Annotated in this window: 20 protein-coding genes; 10 read left to right on the top strand and 10 right to left on the bottom strand. The window is 64.3% G+C overall.

Features of this window, described 5'->3' with window-relative positions; all coding sequences use genetic code 11:
• Nucleotides 1-215 (bottom strand): peptidylprolyl isomerase (locus APH44_RS25125; RefSeq protein ID WP_177342484.1); only part of this gene is annotated, 215 nt, incomplete at its 3' end.
• Here APH44_RS25125 and APH44_RS25120 point away from each other — a divergent pair.
• Nucleotides 214-516: a DUF3565 domain-containing protein gene (locus tag APH44_RS25120; protein WP_054895124.1), complete on the top strand. Its 303-nt coding sequence runs from the start codon at nucleotides 214-216 to the stop codon at nucleotides 514-516. The two genes, APH44_RS25125 and APH44_RS25120, sit on opposite strands and share 2 nt — an antisense overlap.
• A 31-nt stretch (nucleotides 517-547) precedes the next feature.
• Nucleotides 548-2,638 (top strand): phosphate acetyltransferase, encoded by a 2,091-nt coding sequence (pta, locus tag APH44_RS25115; RefSeq protein ID WP_054895123.1) that lies wholly within the window; start codon nucleotides 548-550, stop codon nucleotides 2,636-2,638.
• Between the two features lie 70 nt (nucleotides 2,639-2,708).
• On the opposite strand, the gene APH44_RS25110 is transcribed toward pta, so the two are convergent.
• The 9 genes from APH44_RS25110 to rluD form a co-directional block, all read right to left on the bottom strand.
• Complete coding sequence (locus APH44_RS25110) at nucleotides 2,709-3,431, bottom strand: OmpA family protein (RefSeq protein ID WP_054895122.1); 723 nt, start codon at nucleotides 3,429-3,431, stop codon at nucleotides 2,709-2,711.
• 95 nt (nucleotides 3,432-3,526) lie between these two features.
• A complete protein-coding gene (locus APH44_RS25105) occupies nucleotides 3,527-4,171 on the bottom strand; it encodes an MBL fold metallo-hydrolase (RefSeq protein WP_054895121.1) in 645 nt (214 codons plus the stop codon).
• A 28-nt stretch (nucleotides 4,172-4,199) separates the two neighbouring features.
• Nucleotides 4,200-4,547: a type II toxin-antitoxin system ChpB family toxin gene (locus tag APH44_RS25100; protein ID WP_054895120.1), complete on the bottom strand. Its 348-nt coding sequence runs from the start codon at nucleotides 4,545-4,547 to the stop codon at nucleotides 4,200-4,202.
• Complete coding sequence (locus APH44_RS25095; RefSeq protein WP_054895125.1) at nucleotides 4,544-4,798, bottom strand: AbrB/MazE/SpoVT family DNA-binding domain-containing protein; 255 nt, start codon at nucleotides 4,796-4,798, stop codon at nucleotides 4,544-4,546. The genes APH44_RS25100 and APH44_RS25095 overlap by 4 nt, the downstream gene beginning before the upstream one ends.
• A gap of 168 nt (nucleotides 4,799-4,966) precedes the next feature.
• On the bottom strand, nucleotides 4,967-5,659 hold the full coding sequence (locus APH44_RS25090; protein ID WP_054895119.1) for a sensor histidine kinase KdpD: 693 nt from the start codon (nucleotides 5,657-5,659) through the stop codon (nucleotides 4,967-4,969).
• Entirely contained in the window at nucleotides 5,656-7,263 is a 1,608-nt protein-coding gene (locus APH44_RS25085; RefSeq protein ID WP_054895118.1) for a tetratricopeptide repeat-containing response regulator, read from the bottom strand. The genes APH44_RS25090 and APH44_RS25085 overlap by 4 nt, the downstream gene beginning before the upstream one ends.
• A 155-nt stretch (nucleotides 7,264-7,418) precedes the next feature.
• Nucleotides 7,419-10,136, bottom strand: a complete 2,718-nt coding sequence (locus tag APH44_RS25080; protein ID WP_054895117.1) for a LuxR C-terminal-related transcriptional regulator — start codon at nucleotides 10,134-10,136, stop codon at nucleotides 7,419-7,421.
• A 192-nt stretch (nucleotides 10,137-10,328) separates the two neighbouring features.
• Nucleotides 10,329-11,069: a peptidoglycan editing factor PgeF gene (gene pgeF / locus APH44_RS25075; protein WP_054895116.1), complete on the bottom strand. Its 741-nt coding sequence runs from the start codon at nucleotides 11,067-11,069 to the stop codon at nucleotides 10,329-10,331.
• The gene (rluD, locus tag APH44_RS25070; protein ID WP_054895115.1) at nucleotides 11,066-12,028 is read right to left on the bottom strand and encodes a 23S rRNA pseudouridine(1911/1915/1917) synthase RluD; all 963 of its coding nucleotides are present in this window, start codon (nucleotides 12,026-12,028) and stop codon (nucleotides 11,066-11,068) included. Before rluD ends, pgeF begins: the two co-directional genes overlap by 4 nt.
• 147 nt (nucleotides 12,029-12,175) lie before the next feature.
• On the opposite strand from rluD, the gene APH44_RS25065 reads away from it, so the two are divergent.
• The 8 genes from APH44_RS25065 (at nucleotide 12,176) to APH44_RS25030 (ending at nucleotide 19,162) form a co-directional block, all read left to right on the top strand.
• Nucleotides 12,176-13,195 (top strand): outer membrane protein assembly factor BamD, encoded by a 1,020-nt coding sequence (locus APH44_RS25065; protein WP_054895114.1) that lies wholly within the window; start codon nucleotides 12,176-12,178, stop codon nucleotides 13,193-13,195.
• Nucleotides 13,196-13,289: 94 nt separating this feature from the next.
• Entirely contained in the window at nucleotides 13,290-13,520 is a 231-nt protein-coding gene (locus tag APH44_RS25060; protein ID WP_054895113.1) for a PP0621 family protein, read from the top strand.
• 202 nt (nucleotides 13,521-13,722) lie between these two features.
• Complete coding sequence (locus APH44_RS25055) at nucleotides 13,723-14,487, top strand: FadR/GntR family transcriptional regulator (protein ID WP_054895112.1); 765 nt, start codon at nucleotides 13,723-13,725, stop codon at nucleotides 14,485-14,487.
• Between the two features lie 91 nt (nucleotides 14,488-14,578).
• Nucleotides 14,579-15,781, top strand: a complete 1,203-nt coding sequence (locus tag APH44_RS25050; protein WP_054895111.1) for an ABC transporter substrate-binding protein — start codon at nucleotides 14,579-14,581, stop codon at nucleotides 15,779-15,781.
• Nucleotides 15,782-15,846: 65 nt separating this feature from the next.
• Nucleotides 15,847-16,707, top strand: coding sequence for a branched-chain amino acid ABC transporter permease (locus APH44_RS25045; RefSeq protein ID WP_054895110.1), 861 nt, complete (start codon nucleotides 15,847-15,849; stop codon nucleotides 16,705-16,707).
• Between the two features lie 3 nt (nucleotides 16,708-16,710).
• Complete coding sequence (locus APH44_RS25040; protein ID WP_054895109.1) at nucleotides 16,711-17,715, top strand: branched-chain amino acid ABC transporter permease; 1,005 nt, start codon at nucleotides 16,711-16,713, stop codon at nucleotides 17,713-17,715.
• Nucleotides 17,715-18,467, top strand: coding sequence for an ABC transporter ATP-binding protein (locus APH44_RS25035; protein ID WP_054895108.1), 753 nt, complete (start codon nucleotides 17,715-17,717; stop codon nucleotides 18,465-18,467). The genes APH44_RS25040 and APH44_RS25035 overlap by 1 nt, the downstream gene beginning before the upstream one ends.
• The gene (locus APH44_RS25030; protein WP_054895107.1) at nucleotides 18,467-19,162 is read left to right on the top strand and encodes an ABC transporter ATP-binding protein; all 696 of its coding nucleotides are present in this window, start codon (nucleotides 18,467-18,469) and stop codon (nucleotides 19,160-19,162) included. Before APH44_RS25035 ends, APH44_RS25030 begins: the two co-directional genes overlap by 1 nt.
• The last annotated feature ends 54 nt before the right edge of the window (nucleotides 19,163-19,216 follow it).

Below are 19,216 nucleotides of genomic sequence, written 5' to 3'. Positions count from 1 at the left end.
AGGTACTCGCCATAGGCGTCTTCCGGCTCGATGGCAACGGTCAGTTCGTCACCGGCCTGCTTGCCTTCCAGGGCTTTTTCCAGGCCTGGGATGATGTTGGCGGCACCGTGCAGGTAGACCAGTGGCGCGCCACCGGCGGAGCTGTCGATGGTCTCCCCGGCGTCGTTGGTCAGGGTATAGTCGATGGAGACTGCCTTGTTGGCGGCGATCAGCATGGGGCAAGACCTTTTGCAAAAGAATGTAGAGCGCACAAGTGTAACCAAGGCCTCGCCCGATTGCGAACGCGCGGCGGCTGGCGAACGGCCCATCAGTCGGATCATCGGCTTTCACCAGGACGAGGAAGGCCATTGGGTGGTCGAGCTGTCCTGCGGTCATACCCAGCACCTGCGCCACCAGCCGCCGTGGCAGGCGCGCCCCTGGGTGCTGGATGCGCACGAGCGCACCCGGCGCATCGGCCAGGCTTTTGCCTGCGGCTGGTGCGCGAACGGGGCCGATAGCGCTACCCTTGGCCGTTGATTCCTTGCACCGCTTATTCCGAGAAGCACGCATGCAGACATTTTTCATCGCGCCGACCGACTTTGGTGTCGGCCTGACCTCCATCAGCCTCGGCCTGGTACGCGCCCTTGAGCGCGGCGGCCTGAAGGTGGGTTTCTTCAAGCCAATCGCCCAGCCGCATCCCGGCGATACCGGCCCCGAGCGCTCCAGCGAGCTGGTCGCGCGCACCCACGGCATCAAGCCACCCACGCCACTGAGCCTGGCCCAGGTCGAGCGCATGCTGGGCGATGGCCAACTCGACGAACTGCTCGAAGAAATCATCCGCCTGTACCAGCAAGCCTGCATCGGCAACGACGTGGTGGTGGTCGAGGGCATGGTGCCGACCCGTCATGCCAGCTACGCGGCGCGGGTCAACCTGCACCTGGCCAAGAGCCTGGATGCCGAGGTGATTCTGGTCTCGGCACCGGAGAACGAGGTGCTCAGCGAGCTGTCCGGGCGCGTCGAGTTGCAGGCCCAGCTGTTCGGTGGCCCGCGTGATCCGAAGGTGCTCGGGGTCATTCTCAACAAGGTCCGTACCGACGAAAGCATGGCCGATTTCGCCACGCGCCTGCGCGAGCATTCGCCACTGCTGCGCGGCAACGACTTCCGCCTGCTCGGCTGCATCCCCTACCAGGCCGACCTCAACGCCCCGCGCACCCGCGATGTGGCCGAGTTGCTCGGCGCCCAGGTACTCAATGCCGGCGACTACGAACAGCGGCGGATGAACAAGATCATCATCTGCGCACGCACCGTGGCCAACACCGTGCCGTTGCTCAAGCCGGGCACCCTGGTAGTGACGCCCGGGGATCGCGACGACATCATCCTCGCCGTGAGCCTGGCAGCGATCAACGGCGTTCCGCTGGCCGGGCTGCTGCTGACCAGCGACAGCAAGCCCGACCCGCGCATCCTCGAACTGTGCCGCGGTGCCCTGCAGGCCGGCCTGCCGATCCTTTCGGTGAGCACCGGATCGTACGACACCGCCAACCAGCTCAACTCGCTGAACCGCGAAATCCCGGTGGACGACCGCGAGCGTGCCGAGTTCATCACCGACTTCGTCGCCAGCCACCTCGACGCCCACTGGTTGCACCAGCGTTGTGGCACGCCGCGAGAGATGCGCCTGTCGCCAGCGGTGTTCCGCTACCAGCTGATCCAGCGCGCGCAGCAGGCCAACAAGCGCATCGTCCTGCCCGAGGGCGCCGAACCGTTGCTGGTGCAGGCCGCCGCCATCTGCCAGGCGCGCGGCATCGCGCGCTGCGTGTTGCTGGCCAAGCCCGAGGAAGTCGAGGCGGTGGCCCGTGCCCAGGGCATTACCCTGCCAGCCGACCTGGAAATCCTCGACCCCGAGCTGATTCGCGCACGCTACGTCGAGCCGATGGTCGAGCTGCGCAAGAGCCGCAACCTCAACGCCCCGATGGCCGAGCAGCAGCTGGAGGATCCGGTGGTGATCGGCACCATGATGCTGGCGCTGGATGAAGTCGACGGCCTGGTTTCAGGGTTGGTGCACTCCACCGCCAATACCATCCGCCCGGCCCTGCAACTGATCAAGACCGCACCAGACTGCAGCCTGGTGTCGTCGGTGTTCTTCATGCTGTTCCCCGAGCAGGTGCTGGTGTACGGCGACTGCATCATGAACCCGCACCCCAGCGCCGTGGAGCTGGCGGAGATCGCACGGCAAAGCGCCGAATCGGCGCAGGCCTTCGGGATTGCACCGCGCGTGGCGATGCTCAGTTATTCGAGCGACTCGGCGGCCAGTGACGAGGAAGTGGAGAAGGTGCGCGAAGCCACGCGCCTGGCGCAGCAGGCGGAACATGACCTGCTGATCGACGGGCCGTTGCAGTACGACGCCGCAGCCAACCCGGAGATTGCCCGGCAGTTGGCACCGCACAGCCAGGTTGCGGGCCGCGCCACGGTGTTCGTGTTCCCGGACCTGAACACCGGCAACACCACGCACAAGGCGGTGCAACGCAGTGCCGACTGCGTAAGCCTTGGGCCGATGCTGCAGGGGCTGCGCAAGCCAGTGAACGACTTGCCGCGCGGTGCGCAGGTGGACGATATCGTGCACACCATCGCGTTGACGGCGATCCAGGCCAGTCACGTGCGCTGAAACGCATCGCGGGACAAGTCGGTGCGCCGACTTGTCCCGCGACAGGGCCGCAAAGCGGCTGCGTTAAAGGTCAGGGGTACTGCTGGACGGTGCCCTGCTGGTCATACTGCTGGCCAGGGATCGGCTTCAGGTTGACTTCGACGCGACGGTTCTGCGCCCGCCCATTGGCATCGGCGTTACTGGCGATCGGCTGGTCCGGGCCCATACCACGTACCGACACCCGCGAAGCATCGACACCCTGCGAGGTCAGGTAGGTGCTGACGGCCTGCGCGCGACGCTGCGACAGGTCCATGTTGTGCTGGCGGCTGCCGGTGCTGTCGGTGAAGCCCACCACTTCGATGGTGTTCTGGTTGAACTGCTTGAACGAGCTGGCGAGGTTGTTCAGCGGCGAGTAGAAGCTTGGGGCGATATTCGCCGAATCGGTCGCGAAGGTGATGTTACCTGGCATGATCAGCTTGATCTGGTCACCCTGGCGCTGCACTTCGACACCGGTGTTGGCCATCTGTGCACGCAGCTCGGCTTCCTGCTTGTCGGCATAGTAGCCATAACCGGCGGCGGCGGCGCCTACCGCAGCAGCGCCGATCAGCGCACCCTTGCCACGGTGGTTGTGATCGATGGCCGCACCCGCGATGGCACCGGCCAGTGCACCCAGGCCACCGTACTTGGCAGTCTTGCTCATCCCTGTGGAGCCGCCCTGCGCCTGGCCCTGGTTGTCGTAGGGGTTCTGGCCGGCACAGCCGGTCATCAGGGCAGCAGCGGTAGCGACGATAATCAGACGACGCATGGTGAACATGGACAAGCTCCTGGTGAAATTCGAAAGTGCAGCGGATCGTATACGGATCAGTGCCAGCCTTGGATTGCAGCGACGCGGAAAAATTCCATGAAACTTCACGCCCGCACGAACGGGTTTTCACGCATCTCTTCGCCGAGTCGAGTATCCGGACCATGGCCGGTCACCACGATCGCCTCTTCATCCAGGCGGTACAGCCGCTCCTTGATCGAACGAACGATAGCCCGTTGATCGCCGCCCCACAAATCGGTGCGCCCCACGCCACGCCGGAACAGGGTGTCGCCAGCAATCAGCAGCTTGTGCTCGGCAAACCAGAAACTCATCGAGCCCGGCGTATGCCCGGGCGTGTGCAGCGCCACGCCACAGCCACAGGCCAGCGCTTCGTCATCGGCGAGCCAACGGTCCGGGGCAGGTACCGGCGTGTAGGGCACACCGAACATCTGACACTGCATCTCCAGGTTGTCCCACAGCGGCTGGTCGTCCTTGTGCAGGTGCAGGGTCGCACCGGTCAGCTCCTTGAGCCTGCCGGAAGCCAGGAAATGATCAAAGTGGGCGTGGGTATGGATGATGCTAACCAGCGTCAGGCCATGCTGTTGCAAGCGAGCGAGAATCTTCTGCTCGTCGCCCCCCGGATCGACGACGATGGCCTTCTTGCTGACCGGGTCGCCGATCAGCGTGCAGTTGCACTGCAGGGGGCCTACGGGAAAGGTTTCGCGGATCAGCGATACAGGGATAGGGGTCATGGGAGTCCAGCTCCAAGCGACTTCACGCTCATTCAAATAAGGTTTGTACGCGCGCCAGCGCATCATCAATGACAACGTCGGGAACAGACTCGATACGTCGGGCACCACGTGCCTCGAGATCCAGCGTACGCAACTGGTTGCACAACACCACGCCCTGGGTTCGCGTACCTGCCCCGCTGAGCGTGACTGCAAACCCGGCATGTCGGGCGAAATCCCCACCTTGAGTGATCGGGACTACCACCGCCAGGCCCGCGGCATTGTAGGCAGCCGGTGAGAGCACCAGAACCGGACGCATCGCACCTTGCTGCTCGCGTCCGACCACAGGCTCAAGATCGACTCGCACAATATCGCCCCTGGCGAATCCCACCCGCCTCATACCTCACGACCAACAGGACGAATGGCGTTCCACGCCGCGAGCTCATCCGGCTCGGGTGCATCGAGATCGCACTGGGCCATCAGCTCCTCAAGCTTGTACTTGGGTTTTGATCGGACGGGCTTGAGAATCAGCGATCCGGTGGCGGTATCCAGGCTGAGGACGGAGCCCACGCTCAGGCGCATCTGCTTGAGAATGGTCGATGGCAGGCGAATGGCAGCACTGTTGCCCCATTGTTGAATCTTGACTTCCATAAGTATCTCCAAAGGTAGATACATAGTAGAAACCCTCCAGATGATTGCAAGTAACTTGTAGAAACAACGTGTCTACATTGTCATCTGAAGCGCTGCTTTTGAAGTCATGAACTCGAGGTCAGGAGCTATCCCACAACGCAGTGGGAAGTGACACTCAAATAGCCAGAGTCAAGGCAAATACAACCTGAACAACCCGCCACCCAGCGCACCACCGTTGGCGATTTCGATCCGCCCGCGCACGCCGTTGCGCTCGTGCAGGGCGGCGATCCTGGCGGCGAAGTACAGGCCAAGGCCGGTGCTGCCGCTCTGCTGGTCGATGCCCTGCACGTAGTCCTGCTGACGCTCGAGCAAGCGCTGTGGATAACCGGCGCCATCGTCGTTGACGCTGATCACCAACTGCTCGCCCTCCTCTTCGACGCTGATCAGCAGCGTGTGCCCGGCATAGCGAATGGCGTTGGTCAGCACGTTGGCGACCACCGAGGCGACCAGTTCACGGTCGAAGAAGCCCAGCGGGCTTTCGGTGTCGATGCGCCAGGTCGCCAGCACGTCGCGGTGGCGGATGACTTCCTGCTGCGCGGCCAGTTGGGCTTCGACGAAATCCTCGAGCTCGTGGTAGTCGGGGCAGATCGGCAACTGGTTGATGCCCAGCTTGTACAACCCCAGCAACTGCACCAGCATACCGTTGAGGTGGCGGAACTCGTGCTCCATCACCCCTTGTTCGCTGCCACTGCGGGACTGTTCGGGCAAACGCGCCAGCCACTGGTCGTGGGCCTGGATCAGGGCCGAAAGCGAGTTCTTCATGTCGTGCACGGTGGAGGCGATCACCGTAGAAAAATCCAGCCCCTGCTCATCGCGGCTCATGCGCCGAACACTCGCACGTGCAGCTTGCGGTAGCGGTCGAAGCGGTTGTCGCTGGCGGGGATACCGGCCACGCGGTTAAGGCAGTTGCGACATTCCTGCATAAGCGACTCCGACGGACTTTCGCCGCCGATACGCAGCAGCGCCTGGGCGGTATTGAGGGCGATACTGATGTTCTTCGGCTGCAACGACAGGGCCTTGCGGAACATCTCCAGAGCCTCGTTCAACTGGCCGCCCTGGTAACTGCGTACACCCTGGCGGTTGAGATCCACGGCTTCGGTGACGGCGCCGAGCACGCTCGGGTCGTCAGTCACCTTGGCCACACTCTGCATCACTTTCGGGTCATCGCCATAGGTTTCCACGCAGCCCTTGAGGATCGAAGTCCCGGCCGACTCCTGGCCCAGCTCCTTGAGCTGCCTGGCCACGGTCAGTGCGGCATCGACCGAGAAGAACTGGTCCATCTTGTCCAGGCGCTGCATGGCCTGCTCGGTGAGCTTGGCCGCGGTTTCCGCATCGCCGGCCTGCTGCAGGCTGGCAGCCTTCATCAGCCGGGCGCGCACCTGCAGGCCCTGGTCCTCGGTGTTCTCCTTGGCGACTTCGCTGAGCACGGTATTGATCTCGACCCGCGTACGCGCATCCAGACCGTTGCCGGCGTTCTTGTTCATCAGCGCCTGGACCAGGCCCAGGTTGCTCTCGGCGCTCTTGTAACGCGAGCTCTGCCCCTGGCTAACGGCATGCCGGTATGCCTTGGATGCGCCTTCGTAGTCTTCGTTGTCCAGCGCCAGCTTGCCCAGCGCGGCTTGGCGACGCACCGCAAGCGGCGATAGGCGCACCGCCTCTTCGAGCATGTGCTGGGCGCGCTTGTTGTCGCCCTTGGCCACCAGCACTTCGGCCAGCCCGTCGTACAGCCCAGGCATGATCGGGAACGCTTTGAGCGCTTGCTCATAGACGCCCTGGGCCTGTTCGTACTGGCCACGCTTGTGCATCAGGCTGCCCAGCGCCGCATACACCCAAGGCTGCGGGCGGCTGGCAAGAATGTTGGTAAGAAACTTTTCCAGGTCGTCGAAGCGATTGAGGTCGCGCAACGCATCGGCCCGGTAGCGCAGGCACAACGGCGCGAAACGCGGATCCTGCTTGCACAGCTCGGCGCAGGCCGCCAGCACCTCGGCCGGGCGCCCACGGTCCAGCGCCTGGAGGATCGGCTTGAGCAGGGTCTTGCGCTGCACCAGCTTTTCCAGCCGCTGGGCCAGGCCCAGGCGGTTGAACGGTTTGGTCAGATAGGCGTCAGGTTCATGCTCGATGGCGCTAAGGACAATCGACTGGCTGCTTTCGGCCGTGACCATGATGAACACACATTCATGGCTGATGAGCTTGTCCAACAGCAGGTCCTCGAGCACCTGCTGGCCGTTCTTCTTGCCATCGCCCAGGTGGAAGTCCTGGAGAATGAAGTCATAGCGCTTCTGCGCGCACATCCGCAGGGCCTGCTCGCCACTGTCGGCGGTGTCCACGTCGCGCACACCCAGCTCGCGCAGCATGGAGCGCGTCGAGGTGCGAAAGTCGGTGAAGTCGTCGACGATCAGAAAGCTTTTTTGCCCATACTGCAGCATCAACACGACCTGTATTGAGAAGAGGTGGAAAAAGACCTGCGGCGACTGTGCCCGGCGAAAGCTGTATCGGCCGGGCGGCGGGAAAGATGAGACTAGGAAGTCAGCGCATGACAAGACAATGGCAACTAGCCATCATTTTAACTGCAAGGCGCTTTCTAGACCAGCAGGCCAAGCGATTTGGCCCGTGCCACGGCTTGCGTGCGGCGCTCGACGCCCAGCTTGCTGTTGATATGGCTGGCGTGGGTCTTGACGGTGTGCAGGGAGATGAACAGGCGCTCACTGATCTGCTGGTTGGAGCAGCCTTGGGCGATCAGTTCCAGTACCGCCAGCTCACGGCCACTGAGCGCCTCATTGCTGGCCACGGTAACAGGCTGGGTCTGAGGCAGGCGTGCCAGCAGTTCGGCCTGGACCGGGCACACGGGGCTGGCGGCGAGCTGCTCACGCAACCATATCGGGCGTTCCTCCAGCAGCCGCTGGAAAGCATGCAAGGCACCGCCACGCGCGGCCTCAAGCGCTTTGCCCAGCAACTTGCCCGCTTCCTGTTCGCGCCCCTGCGCCAGCAACAGCTCAACCAACTGGCAGAGCGCGCTGACCGCCAGCATCATTCCACCACTGGCCTGCCCCTGTGCGACCAGCGCCCGCAAGCGCTGCTCGGCAGGCTCCGGTCGTGCCAGGGTGCGTTCCAGCAACGCTTGTTGAAGCTCGATATGCAGTGGCAGCAATGGATGAAATTCCGGTGCCGCGGCCGGTTGCTCGCCGCCGTAGGTCTGCCCCAGGCGCAGCAGCCAGGACTCGGCAAGGTCGGTGCGGCCCTGGGCCAGCCAGAGCTCGCATTTCACCAGCGTGATCATGGCCAGATAGAAGATCGGCGGCACGTCCCAGATATGCATCAACCGCTCGGCCTCGGCGAGCTCCGCAAAGGCCTCGGCGAAGCGCCCGTCGCGCCCCTCCAGCGAGGCGATCACGCAATGGCCGATCAGCACGCTGATATCACGGCAGGCCCGTGCTTCGCTCAGCCCGGCGCGCAACCGCGCCCGCCCCTGGCCTGGTTGCAGGCGCGAGGCATACAGGTAGCCTTCGTAGAGAATCAACCGGGCGCGCACGGCGTACAGGCGCTGCCCCGACAACCCCTGCAGACGCTGCAACCCCTGACGCACCTCGTCCAGGGCGCGCAACACTTCGCCCCGGGCGTGCAACACCCTGGCACGGTCGTAATGGGCCAGGGCCTCGAACAACGGATTGCCAACACGCTGGGCCAACTCCAGCGCCTCACGGTTCCAACCCCGCGCCCGCCAGAAGTCCCCGTCGGCAATGGCCAGGTTGGACAGCGTCGACAGGCACACCAGACGCTGGCCATAGCGCTTGCAGGGCAGGCTCTGCAGGGCTTCCTCGCAGTAGGCCAGGGTCCGCTCGCGATCGCCGCGGCCGCGTGCGATCACGCCGCTGAGCGCCAGCCACTGGGCGAGCATGGACTTCTGTGCGGTCGCCGAGGGCGCTGGCAGGAAACGGCTGAGATAGGCCGCCAGTTCTTCGGCAGCATCCAACTGGCAGGCCAGGCCCAGTGCCCAGCTGTACAGCACGATCAGGCGTGGCGTGCTGATCAGCAGGCTGTCTGGCAGGTCCATCTTCCAGCGCAGCAGCATGCCGACGTTCTGTTCGGCCAACAGTTGCTCTTCGGAAAGGCTCTGCACCAGATCGGCGGCGACATCCAGAGAACCCGCACGCAAGGCCTGCTCCACCGCTTCGTCGAGCAGCCCCTGGCGCTCGAACCAGCGGCAAGCACGCAGATGCAGCGCCGCCGAAGGCTCGCTGGCCTGGCGACTGCGCAGCAGGTCGGAGAACAGATGGTGATAACGGAACCACCGGCCGTGCTCATCCAGCGGCACCAGGAACACCTGGTGAGCCTGCAGGTAGCGCAGGATCGCCGCGCTGTCCTCGCGCTCGCGCAGGGCGTCGCACAGTTCGGTGCAGAAGCGCTCCTGGCAGGCGGTGTCGTAGAGGAAAGCCTGGACTTCTGCCGGGAGGATCTCGATGACCTCTTCGAGCAGGTAATCGCGGATCAGCCCTTCGCCACCGTGCAGCGCCTGGGGCAAGGCATGGTCCTCGCCCGACTCGCTGGTCGCCAGTTGCCAGAAACGCAACCCGGCGACCCAGCCGTCGCTGCGCTGGATCAGGTTGTCCAGCGCCTGGCCACGCAGGCCGGTGGGCTGGCGGCCAATCACGGCAAGGGCTTCATCGGAGGTCAGGCGCAGGTCTTGTTCATTGAGCTCGGCCAACTGGCGCGACAGGCGCAGCCGCGCCAGGTGCCAGTCTGGGCGCTGGCGGCTGGTGACCAGCAATGCCAGGCCCGGCGGCAAATGGTTGAGGAAGAACTGCAGGCAGCGATCGAGAACCGGCCCCTGGGCAAGATGGTAGTCATCCAGCACCAGCAGCAGCGGCGTGTCGGCATTCAGGTAGAGCGCCAGCTCGTCGAGCAGGCTGTCGAGCCACTCCTCGAAGGCAAACGGCTGATGGCGCTGGCGCATCTTCAGCAGCCCCATGGCCTGACCGCCCAATGCCGGGCAGAACTGCTGCAAGCCTTCGAGCAGACGCTCGAGGAAACGACCGGGGTCGGCGTCGCGCTGGCTCAGGCCCAACCAGAGGCTGCGCCAGTGGCTGGGCAACTGTTGGCAAAACTCGATGGCCAGCGAACTCTTGCCGAACCCCGCCGGTGCGTTGACCAGCAGCAGCCGCCCATCCAGCCCCGCTTCGAGACGCTGGCACAAGCGCGCGCGCAGCACATGCCCGTCCGGCAGCGGTGGCCGGAAGAAACGCCCGTCCAGCAGACCAAGGGCCTGGCTGGCGACTCCATGCGTACGGGACAAATCTGTCATGGCCGACTCGTTCTGGTTGGAAGATCACGGCGATACGGATTGTTGCGAGCCTAGCGGCTATTGCGACGCATTTGAAGATGATCAAAACGCTTGAGAAGGAAAAGACTACGACAAAAAGCAACAACACTGATGGACATCAGTGAGATCTATTGCACGGCATAGCACAGACCGCCCCAGAACGGGCGCAGAGGCTCAGCGAGGTTCGAGCCAGACCAGCGAAGCGAAACGCCCGCCCTGCGGGGTGCATCGATAGGAGAAGAAACGCGGGTCGCTGACCGTGCAGAACCCTCCGCCATAGACGGCCGTCACGCCGCGCGCGGCCAGGCGGATACGCGCCAGGGCATAGATGTCGGCGATCAGCTTGTCGGGGCGTTGGCCCGCGACGAAGGCACTGGCGGCCTCTGGATGCGTGGTGGTGAAAGCATCGCGCACTTCCAGGCCGACTTCGAACGCCTGCGGGCCGATAGCCGGGCCCAGCCACACCAGCACCTCTTCAGGCGCCAGCGCCAGACGATCAAGGGTGGCTTCCAGCACGCCACCGGCCAGCCCGCGCCAGCCAGCATGTGCGGCCGCCACACGCGTACCGGCGCGATCGCAGAACAGCGCAGGCAAACAATCGGCGGTCATCACGGTACAGGCGACACCGGGCTGGTCGGTCCAGCTGGCATCCGCTTCGGCTACCACGGCCGGATCGGCGTCGGCCACGACCAGGCCATGCACTTGCTTGAGCCAGGCCGGCTGGATAGCGAACTCAGCGCCCAGGCAACGGCGGTTCTCGGCGACCGCTGCAGGATCGTCGCCCACGTGGTCACCCAGGTTGAAGGTTTCGTAGGGTGGCAGGCTGACGCCGCCCTCTCGTGTGGTGACGCAAGCGCGAACCGAGGCCGGGGCCGGCCAGTCGGGGAAGATCAGCGATTGCGTCAGCTCACTCATCCGATAAAGCTCTCGCGGTCCTGATCGAGCAGCGACAGCAGCCACATGAAGTCGTCCGGCAGAGGCGATTTCCACTCCATGCGCTCACCGGTCGTCGGATGATCCAGCGCCAGGAAGCGCGCGTGCAGGGCCTGGCGAGGGAAGTGCTTGACCGCCTCGACCATGGCCACACTGGCGGCCGGCGGGATGCGGAAGCGACCACCGTAGGTCTGGTCACCCACCAGCGGGAAGCCGACATGGGCCATGTGCACACGAATCTGGTGGGTACGCCCGGTCTCCAGCTTGACCCGCACGTGGGTGTGCGAACGGAAACGCTTGAGCACGCGATAGTGACTGACCGCCGGCTTGCCGCCATCGGTGACCGCCATGCGCTGACGCATGCCGCCGTGGCGACCGATCGGTGCGTCGATCTTGCCACCGGCCGTCACCACGCCAACCACGATGCATTCATAGATGCGGCTGACCGAGCGTTTCTGCAACTGGTCGACGAGGTTGGTCTGCGCCTGCAGCGTCTTGGCGACCACCATCAGACCGGTGGTGTCCTTGTCCAGGCGGTGGACGATGCCGGCGCGCGGCACGTTGATGATGTCCGGCACATGGTGCAGCAGGGCGTTGAGCAGGGTACCGCTGGCATGCCCCACAGCCGGGTGGACCACCAGCCCGGCAGGCTTGTTGATCACCAGGATCTGGTCGTCTTCATAGACGATGTCCAGCTCGATGTCCTCTGCCTCCCATTCACCCTGTGCCTCCTGTTCGGCCTCCAGGGTGAGAACGGAGCCGGTGTGGACGGTATCGCGCGGGCGCAGCACCGCACCATCGACGGTCAGGCGGCCTTCCTTGATCCACGAAGTCAGGCGCGAACGCGAGTACTCGTCGAACAATTGGGCGGCGACCTGGTCGAGGCGTTGGCCGCCCAGCTCGGACGGGACCTCTGCACTAAGTTGAATGATCTCGGACATGCTCGAATCGATGGGCTTACAGCCTTTGGTTTCGGCTGCGTGCTTGTGGTTAAATACGGCTTCTTTTGCCCCGGGGTTGGCCGGGGGCGCTCATCATAACAGGACGGCACCGCCCAAGACAGCGGCCGTCAAAGGACGCAAGCCGCCATGCAAGTGAAACACCTGCTGCTGATCGCCATCCTCGGGCTCACTGCTGCCTGTTCCTCGAACAAGGAAGTCATTGACGAGAACCTCAGCGAAGCCGAGTTGTACCAGCAGGCGCAGGCCGACCTGGACAACCACAGCTACACCAGTGCCGTGAACAAGCTCAAGGCCCTGGAATCGCGCTACCCGTTCGGCCGCTACGCCGACCAGGCCCAGCTCGAGCTGATCTACGCCAACTACAAGAACACCGAGCCCGAGGCCGCGAAGTCCGCTGCCGAGCGCTTCATCCGCCTGCACCCGCAGCACCCGAACGTCGACTACGCCTATTATCTGAAAGGCCTGACCTCGTTCGACCAGGACCGCGGCCTGCTGGCGCGCTTCCTGCCGCTGGACATGACCAAGCGTGACCCGGGCGCGGCGCGCGACTCGTACAACGAGTTCGCCCAGCTCACCAGCCGCTTCCCCAATAGCCGTTACGCCCCGGACGCCAAGCAGCGCATGATCTACCTGCGCAATCTGCTGGCCTCCTACGAAATCCACGTCGCCGACTACTACCTGAGCCGTGAGGCTTACGTCGCCGCCGCCAACCGTGGCCGCTACGTGGTGGAGAACTTCCAGGAAACGCCATCGGTTGCCGACGGCCTGGCCGTGATGACCGAGGCCTACCAGAAAATGCACCTGGACGACCTGGCCGCCACCAGCCTGGAAACCCTCAAGCTCAACTACCCGAATCATCCGAGCCTGGTAGACGGCCAGTTCGTACCCAAGCAGGGCGAGTCCGACGGCCGCTCCTGGCTGTCCAAGGCCACCCTGGGCCTGATCGAGACCGACACCCCGCTGCCACCGGGTGAAACCCGCGCCAACCAGGACGTGGTCCGTCAGTTCAAGGACGCCCGTTCGGAAATGCCAGCCGACCTGCTGCCAAAGGACGAAAACGGCGACCCGATCCTGCCGGAAGGTCCGAAGGACGCCGAGGTGGATCGTTCCTGGTTCAGCTACCTGACCTTCGGTCTGTTCGACTGACAGATCGCGCAACGAGAAAGGGAGGCCCAGGCCTCCCTTTTTTCATGGCCGCGCCCTAGACTGTGGCCTCTTCATTCACGACAAGCTGGACACCATGGTTCGCCTACTCTTCTGGATCGCCCTGATCGCCGCCGCGTTCTGGCTGTGGCGCAAATTCAAGATCAGCCAGCAATCGCGCCCCGAGCCACGCCTCGAAGACCCCTTGACCATGGTGCGTTGCGCCCATTGCGGCGTACACCTGCCCAATGACCGGGCGCTCAAGCTCGGCAAGGACTGGTACTGCAGCCAGGCCCACCTCGAACAGGGTCCTGGCCGACAAGACTGATCGCATTAACGGGCTCTCCCTCGTGTGGAAGCGGGTTTGCCCGCGCCCACGGGGGGGCAGTTTCAGGTTTTCGAGCCCGCCTCACTTATCCCTCCCCGACCCTTTCACTCCATTTGCGACCCCTGCTCCCCCGCCACCATTGACCCCTTCCAGCAAAACTCGCTAAATCCTATTTATCCGCATAAATATGAAAAATAGCGAAATGCTCAAACCCAAACGCAAGCGCCAGAAGCTCTCCGACGTCATCGTCGAATCGGTCAAGCGCTCGATCGTCACCGAGGCCCTGCGCCCAGGCGATCGCCTGCCCACCGAACGCGAGCTGATGGAGCACTTCGAATGCTCCAAAGGGACCGCCCGCGAGGCGCTCAAGGCCCTGGAGGTCGAAGGGCTGGTCAACACCCGCACCGGCCCTACCGGCGGTGCCTATCTCGCTGAAGTCGGCACCGAGCCCGCCAGTCGCGCGCTGCGCAACTACCTGCACTTCCAGCATCTGGACGGCGAACAGGTCTACCAGCTGCGCAAGGTCATCGAGGTCGAGCTGGCAGTGGCCGTGATGGGCCAGCTCAGCGACGCCGACTACGCCGCGCTGCAGGCCAACATCGACTTCTGCAGCACCCCGGAAGACAGCGAGCAGGGCCAGCGCGAACAGCGCCTGGCGGAGATCGAATTCCACACCTTGCTGGCGCGCCGCTGCCCCAATCCGCTGCTGCGCTTCATGGCGGTGTTCCTCAACGACCTGCTGCGCGACCTGGTGGTGCTGAAGAAGGCCTACCTGCCCAAGCGCCAGGCGTTCGCCGCTGCCAACATCGACTACCACAAGCAACTGCTGGTCGCCCTGCGCGCCAGCGACGAGAAGGCCGTGCGCCGGCTGATGCACGAACACATGTGCGACGCCGAACACCATATGACCGCGCTGGAGGGCGAGGTCGAACGCAACTTCCTGCTGGAGTTCGAACACCACCACTGATCCAGCCTGCACAGAGGCCTGCTCAAAGGCCCGGCCGTACCCGCTTTGCCATTGCCACTCCTGCCTAATAACCAGAACCAAGGAGTTATCCATGCAAAGACGTACCCTGCTCAAGGCAGGTCTTGCCCTGGGTGCCCTCGGCAGCCTCCCCCTGGGAGCGCAGCGGGCATTCGCCGAACAGCCGCTGGTCTTCTACGGGCTCAAGTCGATGTCCGGCGCCTTCGCCAGCTACGGCAAGTACGCCGACATGGGCTCGCGCCTGGCCATCGCCGAGCACCCGCAACTGCTGGGGCGGCCGCTGCAGTACAAGGTCATCGACACCGAAGGCAATGCCGGCAAGGCGGTGCGCAAGGTGCAGGAAGCCATCGGCCAGGACGGTGCGAGATTCTTCCAGGGCTGCACCCTGTCTTCGTCGGCCCTGGCCGTGTCCAAGGAAATCAACAAGGCCGGCGGCGTGTTCATGACCCCGGTCGGCGCCGACGAGATCACCGGCAAGGATTGCAATCTGTCGACATTCCGCTGGTCGGTCCCGACCTACGGCGCGATTCGCGAAACCCTGGTGCCGATGATTCGCCAGCTGCCGCAAGCCAAGCGCTGGTACACCATCACCCCGCAATACGTGTTCGGCGATGCGCTGCTGGACAATGCGCGCAAGGTCTTTGCCGAGTTCGGTGTCGAGCACATTGGCAACAGCTACCACTCACTGCAGGAGCAGGAGTTCTCCGGGTACCTGACCAATGCCATCGCCGCCAAGCCCGACGTGCTGGTGCTGCTGAACTTCGGCAGCCAGTCGTCCAACGCCCTGCGCCAGGCGGTCAATTTCGGGATCAAGGAGCGGATGAAGGTGCTGCTGGTCTGGTCGGCAGGGCTCGATCAGTTCCAGGAGCTGGGCAGCGACGTGCTCGAAGGGGTCTACCTGGGTGCCCAGTACTGGCATCAGGTGGATACGCCGCTGAACAAGGCACTGGTCGCCGCCACACAGAAGGCCTACGGGATCAACCCCAACTATCCGCTGGCCGCCGACTACATCGGCACCAAGGTCATGCTCGACGCCATCGTCCAGGCGGGCACCTTCGACGGCGCCAGCGTCGCCAGGGCCTTGCAGGGCATGCGTTTCCAGGGCCCTACCGGCGAAGAGCTGATCCGCCCTGGTGACCACCAGGTGCTCAAGGACTACTACCTGCTGCGCGGCAAGCCCCAGGGCCAGTTGCGCGACGAGGACGACCTGGCTGAAGTCATCAGTTCGGGCCGCTCGTTCGTCGAGGTCGATCACACCGGTTGCGCCTTGGCCTGAGGCCACGGCGCCAGTCAAACACACCTGTACAGGCAGCCGCACCGCGCGCTGTCGAGGGCACGCTCATGCTCGAATTGTACCTGTTCCAACTGCTCAACGGCCTGGGCCTGGGGATGATCTACTTCCTCATCGCCGTGGGCCTGACGATCATTTTCGGCCTGCTGAACTTCGTCAACTTCGCCCATGGGGCGTTCTTCCTGCTCGGCGCCTACCTGTGCTATACCGCCGTGGCCCTGACCGGCAACTTCTGGCTGGCACTGCTGATCGCACCGTTGGTCGTGGCAGCGCTGGCCTGGGCGGTCGAGCGCCTGCTGATCAAGCGCATCTACCACCTGCCGCACACCTTCCAGATCCTGGTCACCCTGGGCATCGCGCTGATCATCCAGGAAGCCTCGGTACTGATCTGGGGGCCGGTGGGCAAGAACATCGCCGTACCGCCGGAGCTTCGTGGCGTGATCATTCTGGGCGACTTCATCTACCCCTACTACCGCCTGTTCCTGATCGGCTTCGCCGCGCTGATCGGCCTGGCCCTGTGGCTGCTGCTCGAACGCACGCGTTTCGGCGCCCTGGTACGCGCCGGCAGCGAGAGCACCGAAACCGTGTCGCTGCTGGGCACCAACATCTTCCGCCTGTTCTCCCTGACCTTTGCCCTCGGCGTAGGTCTGGCCGGTGTCGCCGGGGTGCTGTTCGCGCCTTTGCGTGGTGCCCAGCCCTTCGTCGGCCCGGAGATCCTCGGCATCGCCTTCGTGGTGGTGGTGATCGGCGGCATGGGTTCGTTCGGCGGCGCGCTGGTCGGTGGACTGCTGGTCGGCGTGGTGCAAAGCATGATGACCAGCCTCTGGCCGCAAGGCGCCAGCCTGATGATCTACGGGGCGATGGCCGCGGTGATCCTGGTCCGTCCCTATGGCCTGTTCGGGAGAGCATGATTGATGAGCGAGAAGAATCCACTACCGGCCGGGCCGCGCACGCCCGTCCTGCTGTTGCTGGTGGTCGCCAGCCTGGTGCTGCTGCCGCTGGTGCTGCCCTCGGCCACGCTGGCCACCGAGATCCTGATCTTTGCCCTGGCGGCGCTCGCCTGCAACCTGCTGTTGGGCTACACCGGCCTGCTGTCATTCGGCCAGGGCATTTTCTTCGGCGTGGGTGCCTATGGCGCGGCACTGCTGATGATCCACTTGAAATGGGGGCTGTTCGCCGCGCTGCTGGGCGCTGCGGTATTCGGTGCGTTGCTGGCGCTGCTGGTCGGCGCACTGGCGATCCGGCGCAAGGGCATCTACTTCGTCATGCTGACACTGGCCTTCAGCCAGATGGCGTACTTCCTGGCCTACACCCTCAGCGGCTGGACCGGTGGCGACAACGGCCTGCTCGACGTGCCACGGCCGAATGTCGAAGTCTTCGGCCACGTGCTGGTCGACCTGGGCAACCCTCGGCACTTCTATGCCTTCGTCGCCCTGCTGTTCCTGCTGATTTTCGCCTTCGCCCTGCGGGTGATCCGCTCGCCCTTTGGCAGCACCTTGCTGGCGATCCGCGAGAACGAGACCCGCGCGGCGGCGATCGGCTACGACACCCGCCACTTCAAGATTCTGGTGTTCATGCTGTCCGGCGCCATCACCGGTATCGCCGGGGCGCTGTACGCCATGCTGCTGCACTTTGCGCCGCTGTCGAACATCGACCTGATGATGAGCGAGAACATCCTGATCATGACCATCATCGGCGGCACCGGCTCGCTGTTCGGCTCGCTGCTGGGGGCCGGCGCCATCGTGGTGCTGGGCGATGTGCTGTCGGAGCTATGGCCACGCTGGCTGATGCTGCTCGGGCTCATCCTGATCCTGGTGGTGGTGTTCATGCGTGGCGGCCTGTGGGGCGGCCTGGCCGAGCTGGGCAAGCGCCTGCGTCCGGGGCGTGCGTTGTCGACCAAGACCAAGGAGACCTTGTGATGAGCGAGTTCCTGCTGGAAACCCGCAACCTGGAGCTGGCCTACGGACCGTTCCGCGCGGTCGGCGGTGTCGACCTGAAAGTCCGGCCTGGCACCATCCACACGGTCATCGGCCCCAATGGCGCCGGCAAGACCAGCCTGTTCCACTGCCTGACCGGCGAACGCCAGGCCACCGCCGGCAGCATCCTGTTCAATGGCCGGGACATCGTCCGCAAGCCCTCCCATGGCCGCGTGGCCCTGGGCATGGCGCGCTCGTTCCAGCTCACCAGCCTGTTCCAGAACCTCTCGGTGCGCGAGAACCTGCGCCTGGCCGCCCAGGGCCGCGACGGCCTGGGCGCGCTGAACTTCTGGCGCAGCGTCGAGCACAAGCGCAGCCACTGGGACACCGCCGACCAGGTGCTCGAGCGCCTGAAACTCACAGGCCGTGCCGACACCCTCGCCGGCGAACTCTCCCATGGCCAGCAGCGCGTACTGGAAGTCGGCATGTCGATCTGCGCCAAGCCGAGCCTGCTGATGCTCGACGAGCCCACCTCCGGCATGGGCATCGACGACATCCCGCTGATGACCGAACTGATCAGCGATCTGGGCCGCGACCACACCGTGCTGCTGATCGAGCACAACATGAGCATCGTCATGTCGATCAGCCAGCGCATCACCGTCATGAGCCACGGCCAGATCCTGGTCGAGGGCACCCCGGACTTCGTGCGCAACGACGAACGCGTGCGCACCGCCTACCTTGGAGAGGCCGCCTGATGCTCAACGTCGACTCGATCCATTCCTACTACGACAAAAGCCACGTGCTCGAAGGCGTCTCCCTGCAGGTCGGCGTCGGCGAACTGGTGACCCTGCTCGGGCGTAACGGCGCTGGCAAGACCACTACCTTGCGCAGCATCCTCGGCATCGTCCGACCTCGCCAGGGCCAGATCAGCTTTGATGGTCAGCCCCTGGTTGGCCGCGAAATCTTCGATATCGCCCGCCGGGGCATCGCTCTGGTGCCGGAACATCGCGGCATCTTCCGCCAGCTCAGTGTCGAGGAAAACCTGAAGATCGCCACGCGCAAGGAGAGCCGCTGGCAGTTGCGCGACGTCTACGCGATGTTCCCGCGCCTGGAAGAGCGCCGCCGTAACGGTGGCTTCGCGCTGTCGGGCGGCGAGCAGCAGATGCTGGCGATCGCCCGCGCCCTGCTCAACGGCCCGCGCCTGCTGATCCTCGATGAGCCGACCGAGGGGCTGGCGCCGGTGATCGTCGACGAGCTGGTGAAGATCCTGCGGCGAATCAAGGACGAAGGCCTGTCGATCCTGCTGGTGGAGCAGAACCTGATGGTCTGCGATGCCTTGGCCGACCGTCACTACGTGCTCGAACAGGGCCGCGTGGCCTACCAGGGCACCGCCGCACAGTTTCGCGACGACCCGAGCATCAAGAACCGTTACCTGGCGCTGAGTGCCTGATTTCAGGCCTTGCTCTGTATCGGCCTCTTCGCGGGCAATCCCGCTCCCACTGGG

Origin of the sequence: Pseudomonas sp. NBRC 111143, assembly GCF_001320965.1 — a bacterium.
In the GTDB taxonomy this organism is placed as follows: Bacteria; Pseudomonadota; Gammaproteobacteria; order Pseudomonadales; family Pseudomonadaceae; genus Aquipseudomonas; species Aquipseudomonas machongensis.
The sequence above is the reverse complement of the archived record's forward strand: the minus strand, read 5'-3'. Positions and strand labels throughout refer to the sequence as shown.

Coding starts and splice junctions, on each gene's coding strand:
- APH44_RS25120 (WP_054895124.1), top strand. CDS start 214: ATGGGGCAAGACCTTTTGCAAAAGAATGTAGAGCGCACAAGTGTAACC.
- pta (WP_054895123.1), top strand. CDS start 548: ATGCAGACATTTTTCATCGCGCCGACCGACTTTGGTGTCGGCCTGACC.
- APH44_RS25110 (WP_054895122.1), bottom strand. CDS start 3,431: ATGTTCACCATGCGTCGTCTGATTATCGTCGCTACCGCTGCTGCCCTG.
- APH44_RS25105 (WP_054895121.1), bottom strand. CDS start 4,171: ATGACCCCTATCCCTGTATCGCTGATCCGCGAAACCTTTCCCGTAGGC.
- APH44_RS25100 (WP_054895120.1), bottom strand. CDS start 4,547: ATGAGGCGGGTGGGATTCGCCAGGGGCGATATTGTGCGAGTCGATCTT.
- APH44_RS25095 (WP_054895125.1), bottom strand. CDS start 4,798: ATGGAAGTCAAGATTCAACAATGGGGCAACAGTGCTGCCATTCGCCTG.
- APH44_RS25090 (WP_054895119.1), bottom strand. CDS start 5,659: ATGAGCCGCGATGAGCAGGGGCTGGATTTTTCTACGGTGATCGCCTCC.
- APH44_RS25085 (WP_054895118.1), bottom strand. CDS start 7,263: ATGCTGCAGTATGGGCAAAAAAGCTTTCTGATCGTCGACGACTTCACC.
- APH44_RS25080 (WP_054895117.1), bottom strand. CDS start 10,136: ATGACAGATTTGTCCCGTACGCATGGAGTCGCCAGCCAGGCCCTTGGT.
- pgeF (WP_054895116.1), bottom strand. CDS start 11,069: ATGAGTGAGCTGACGCAATCGCTGATCTTCCCCGACTGGCCGGCCCCG.
- rluD (WP_054895115.1), bottom strand. CDS start 12,028: ATGTCCGAGATCATTCAACTTAGTGCAGAGGTCCCGTCCGAGCTGGGC.
- APH44_RS25065 (WP_054895114.1), top strand. CDS start 12,176: ATGCAAGTGAAACACCTGCTGCTGATCGCCATCCTCGGGCTCACTGCT.
- APH44_RS25060 (WP_054895113.1), top strand. CDS start 13,290: ATGGTTCGCCTACTCTTCTGGATCGCCCTGATCGCCGCCGCGTTCTGG.
- APH44_RS25055 (WP_054895112.1), top strand. CDS start 13,723: ATGCTCAAACCCAAACGCAAGCGCCAGAAGCTCTCCGACGTCATCGTC.
- APH44_RS25050 (WP_054895111.1), top strand. CDS start 14,579: ATGCAAAGACGTACCCTGCTCAAGGCAGGTCTTGCCCTGGGTGCCCTC.
- APH44_RS25045 (WP_054895110.1), top strand. CDS start 15,847: ATGCTCGAATTGTACCTGTTCCAACTGCTCAACGGCCTGGGCCTGGGG.
- APH44_RS25040 (WP_054895109.1), top strand. CDS start 16,711: ATGAGCGAGAAGAATCCACTACCGGCCGGGCCGCGCACGCCCGTCCTG.
- APH44_RS25035 (WP_054895108.1), top strand. CDS start 17,715: ATGAGCGAGTTCCTGCTGGAAACCCGCAACCTGGAGCTGGCCTACGGA.
- APH44_RS25030 (WP_054895107.1), top strand. CDS start 18,467: ATGCTCAACGTCGACTCGATCCATTCCTACTACGACAAAAGCCACGTG.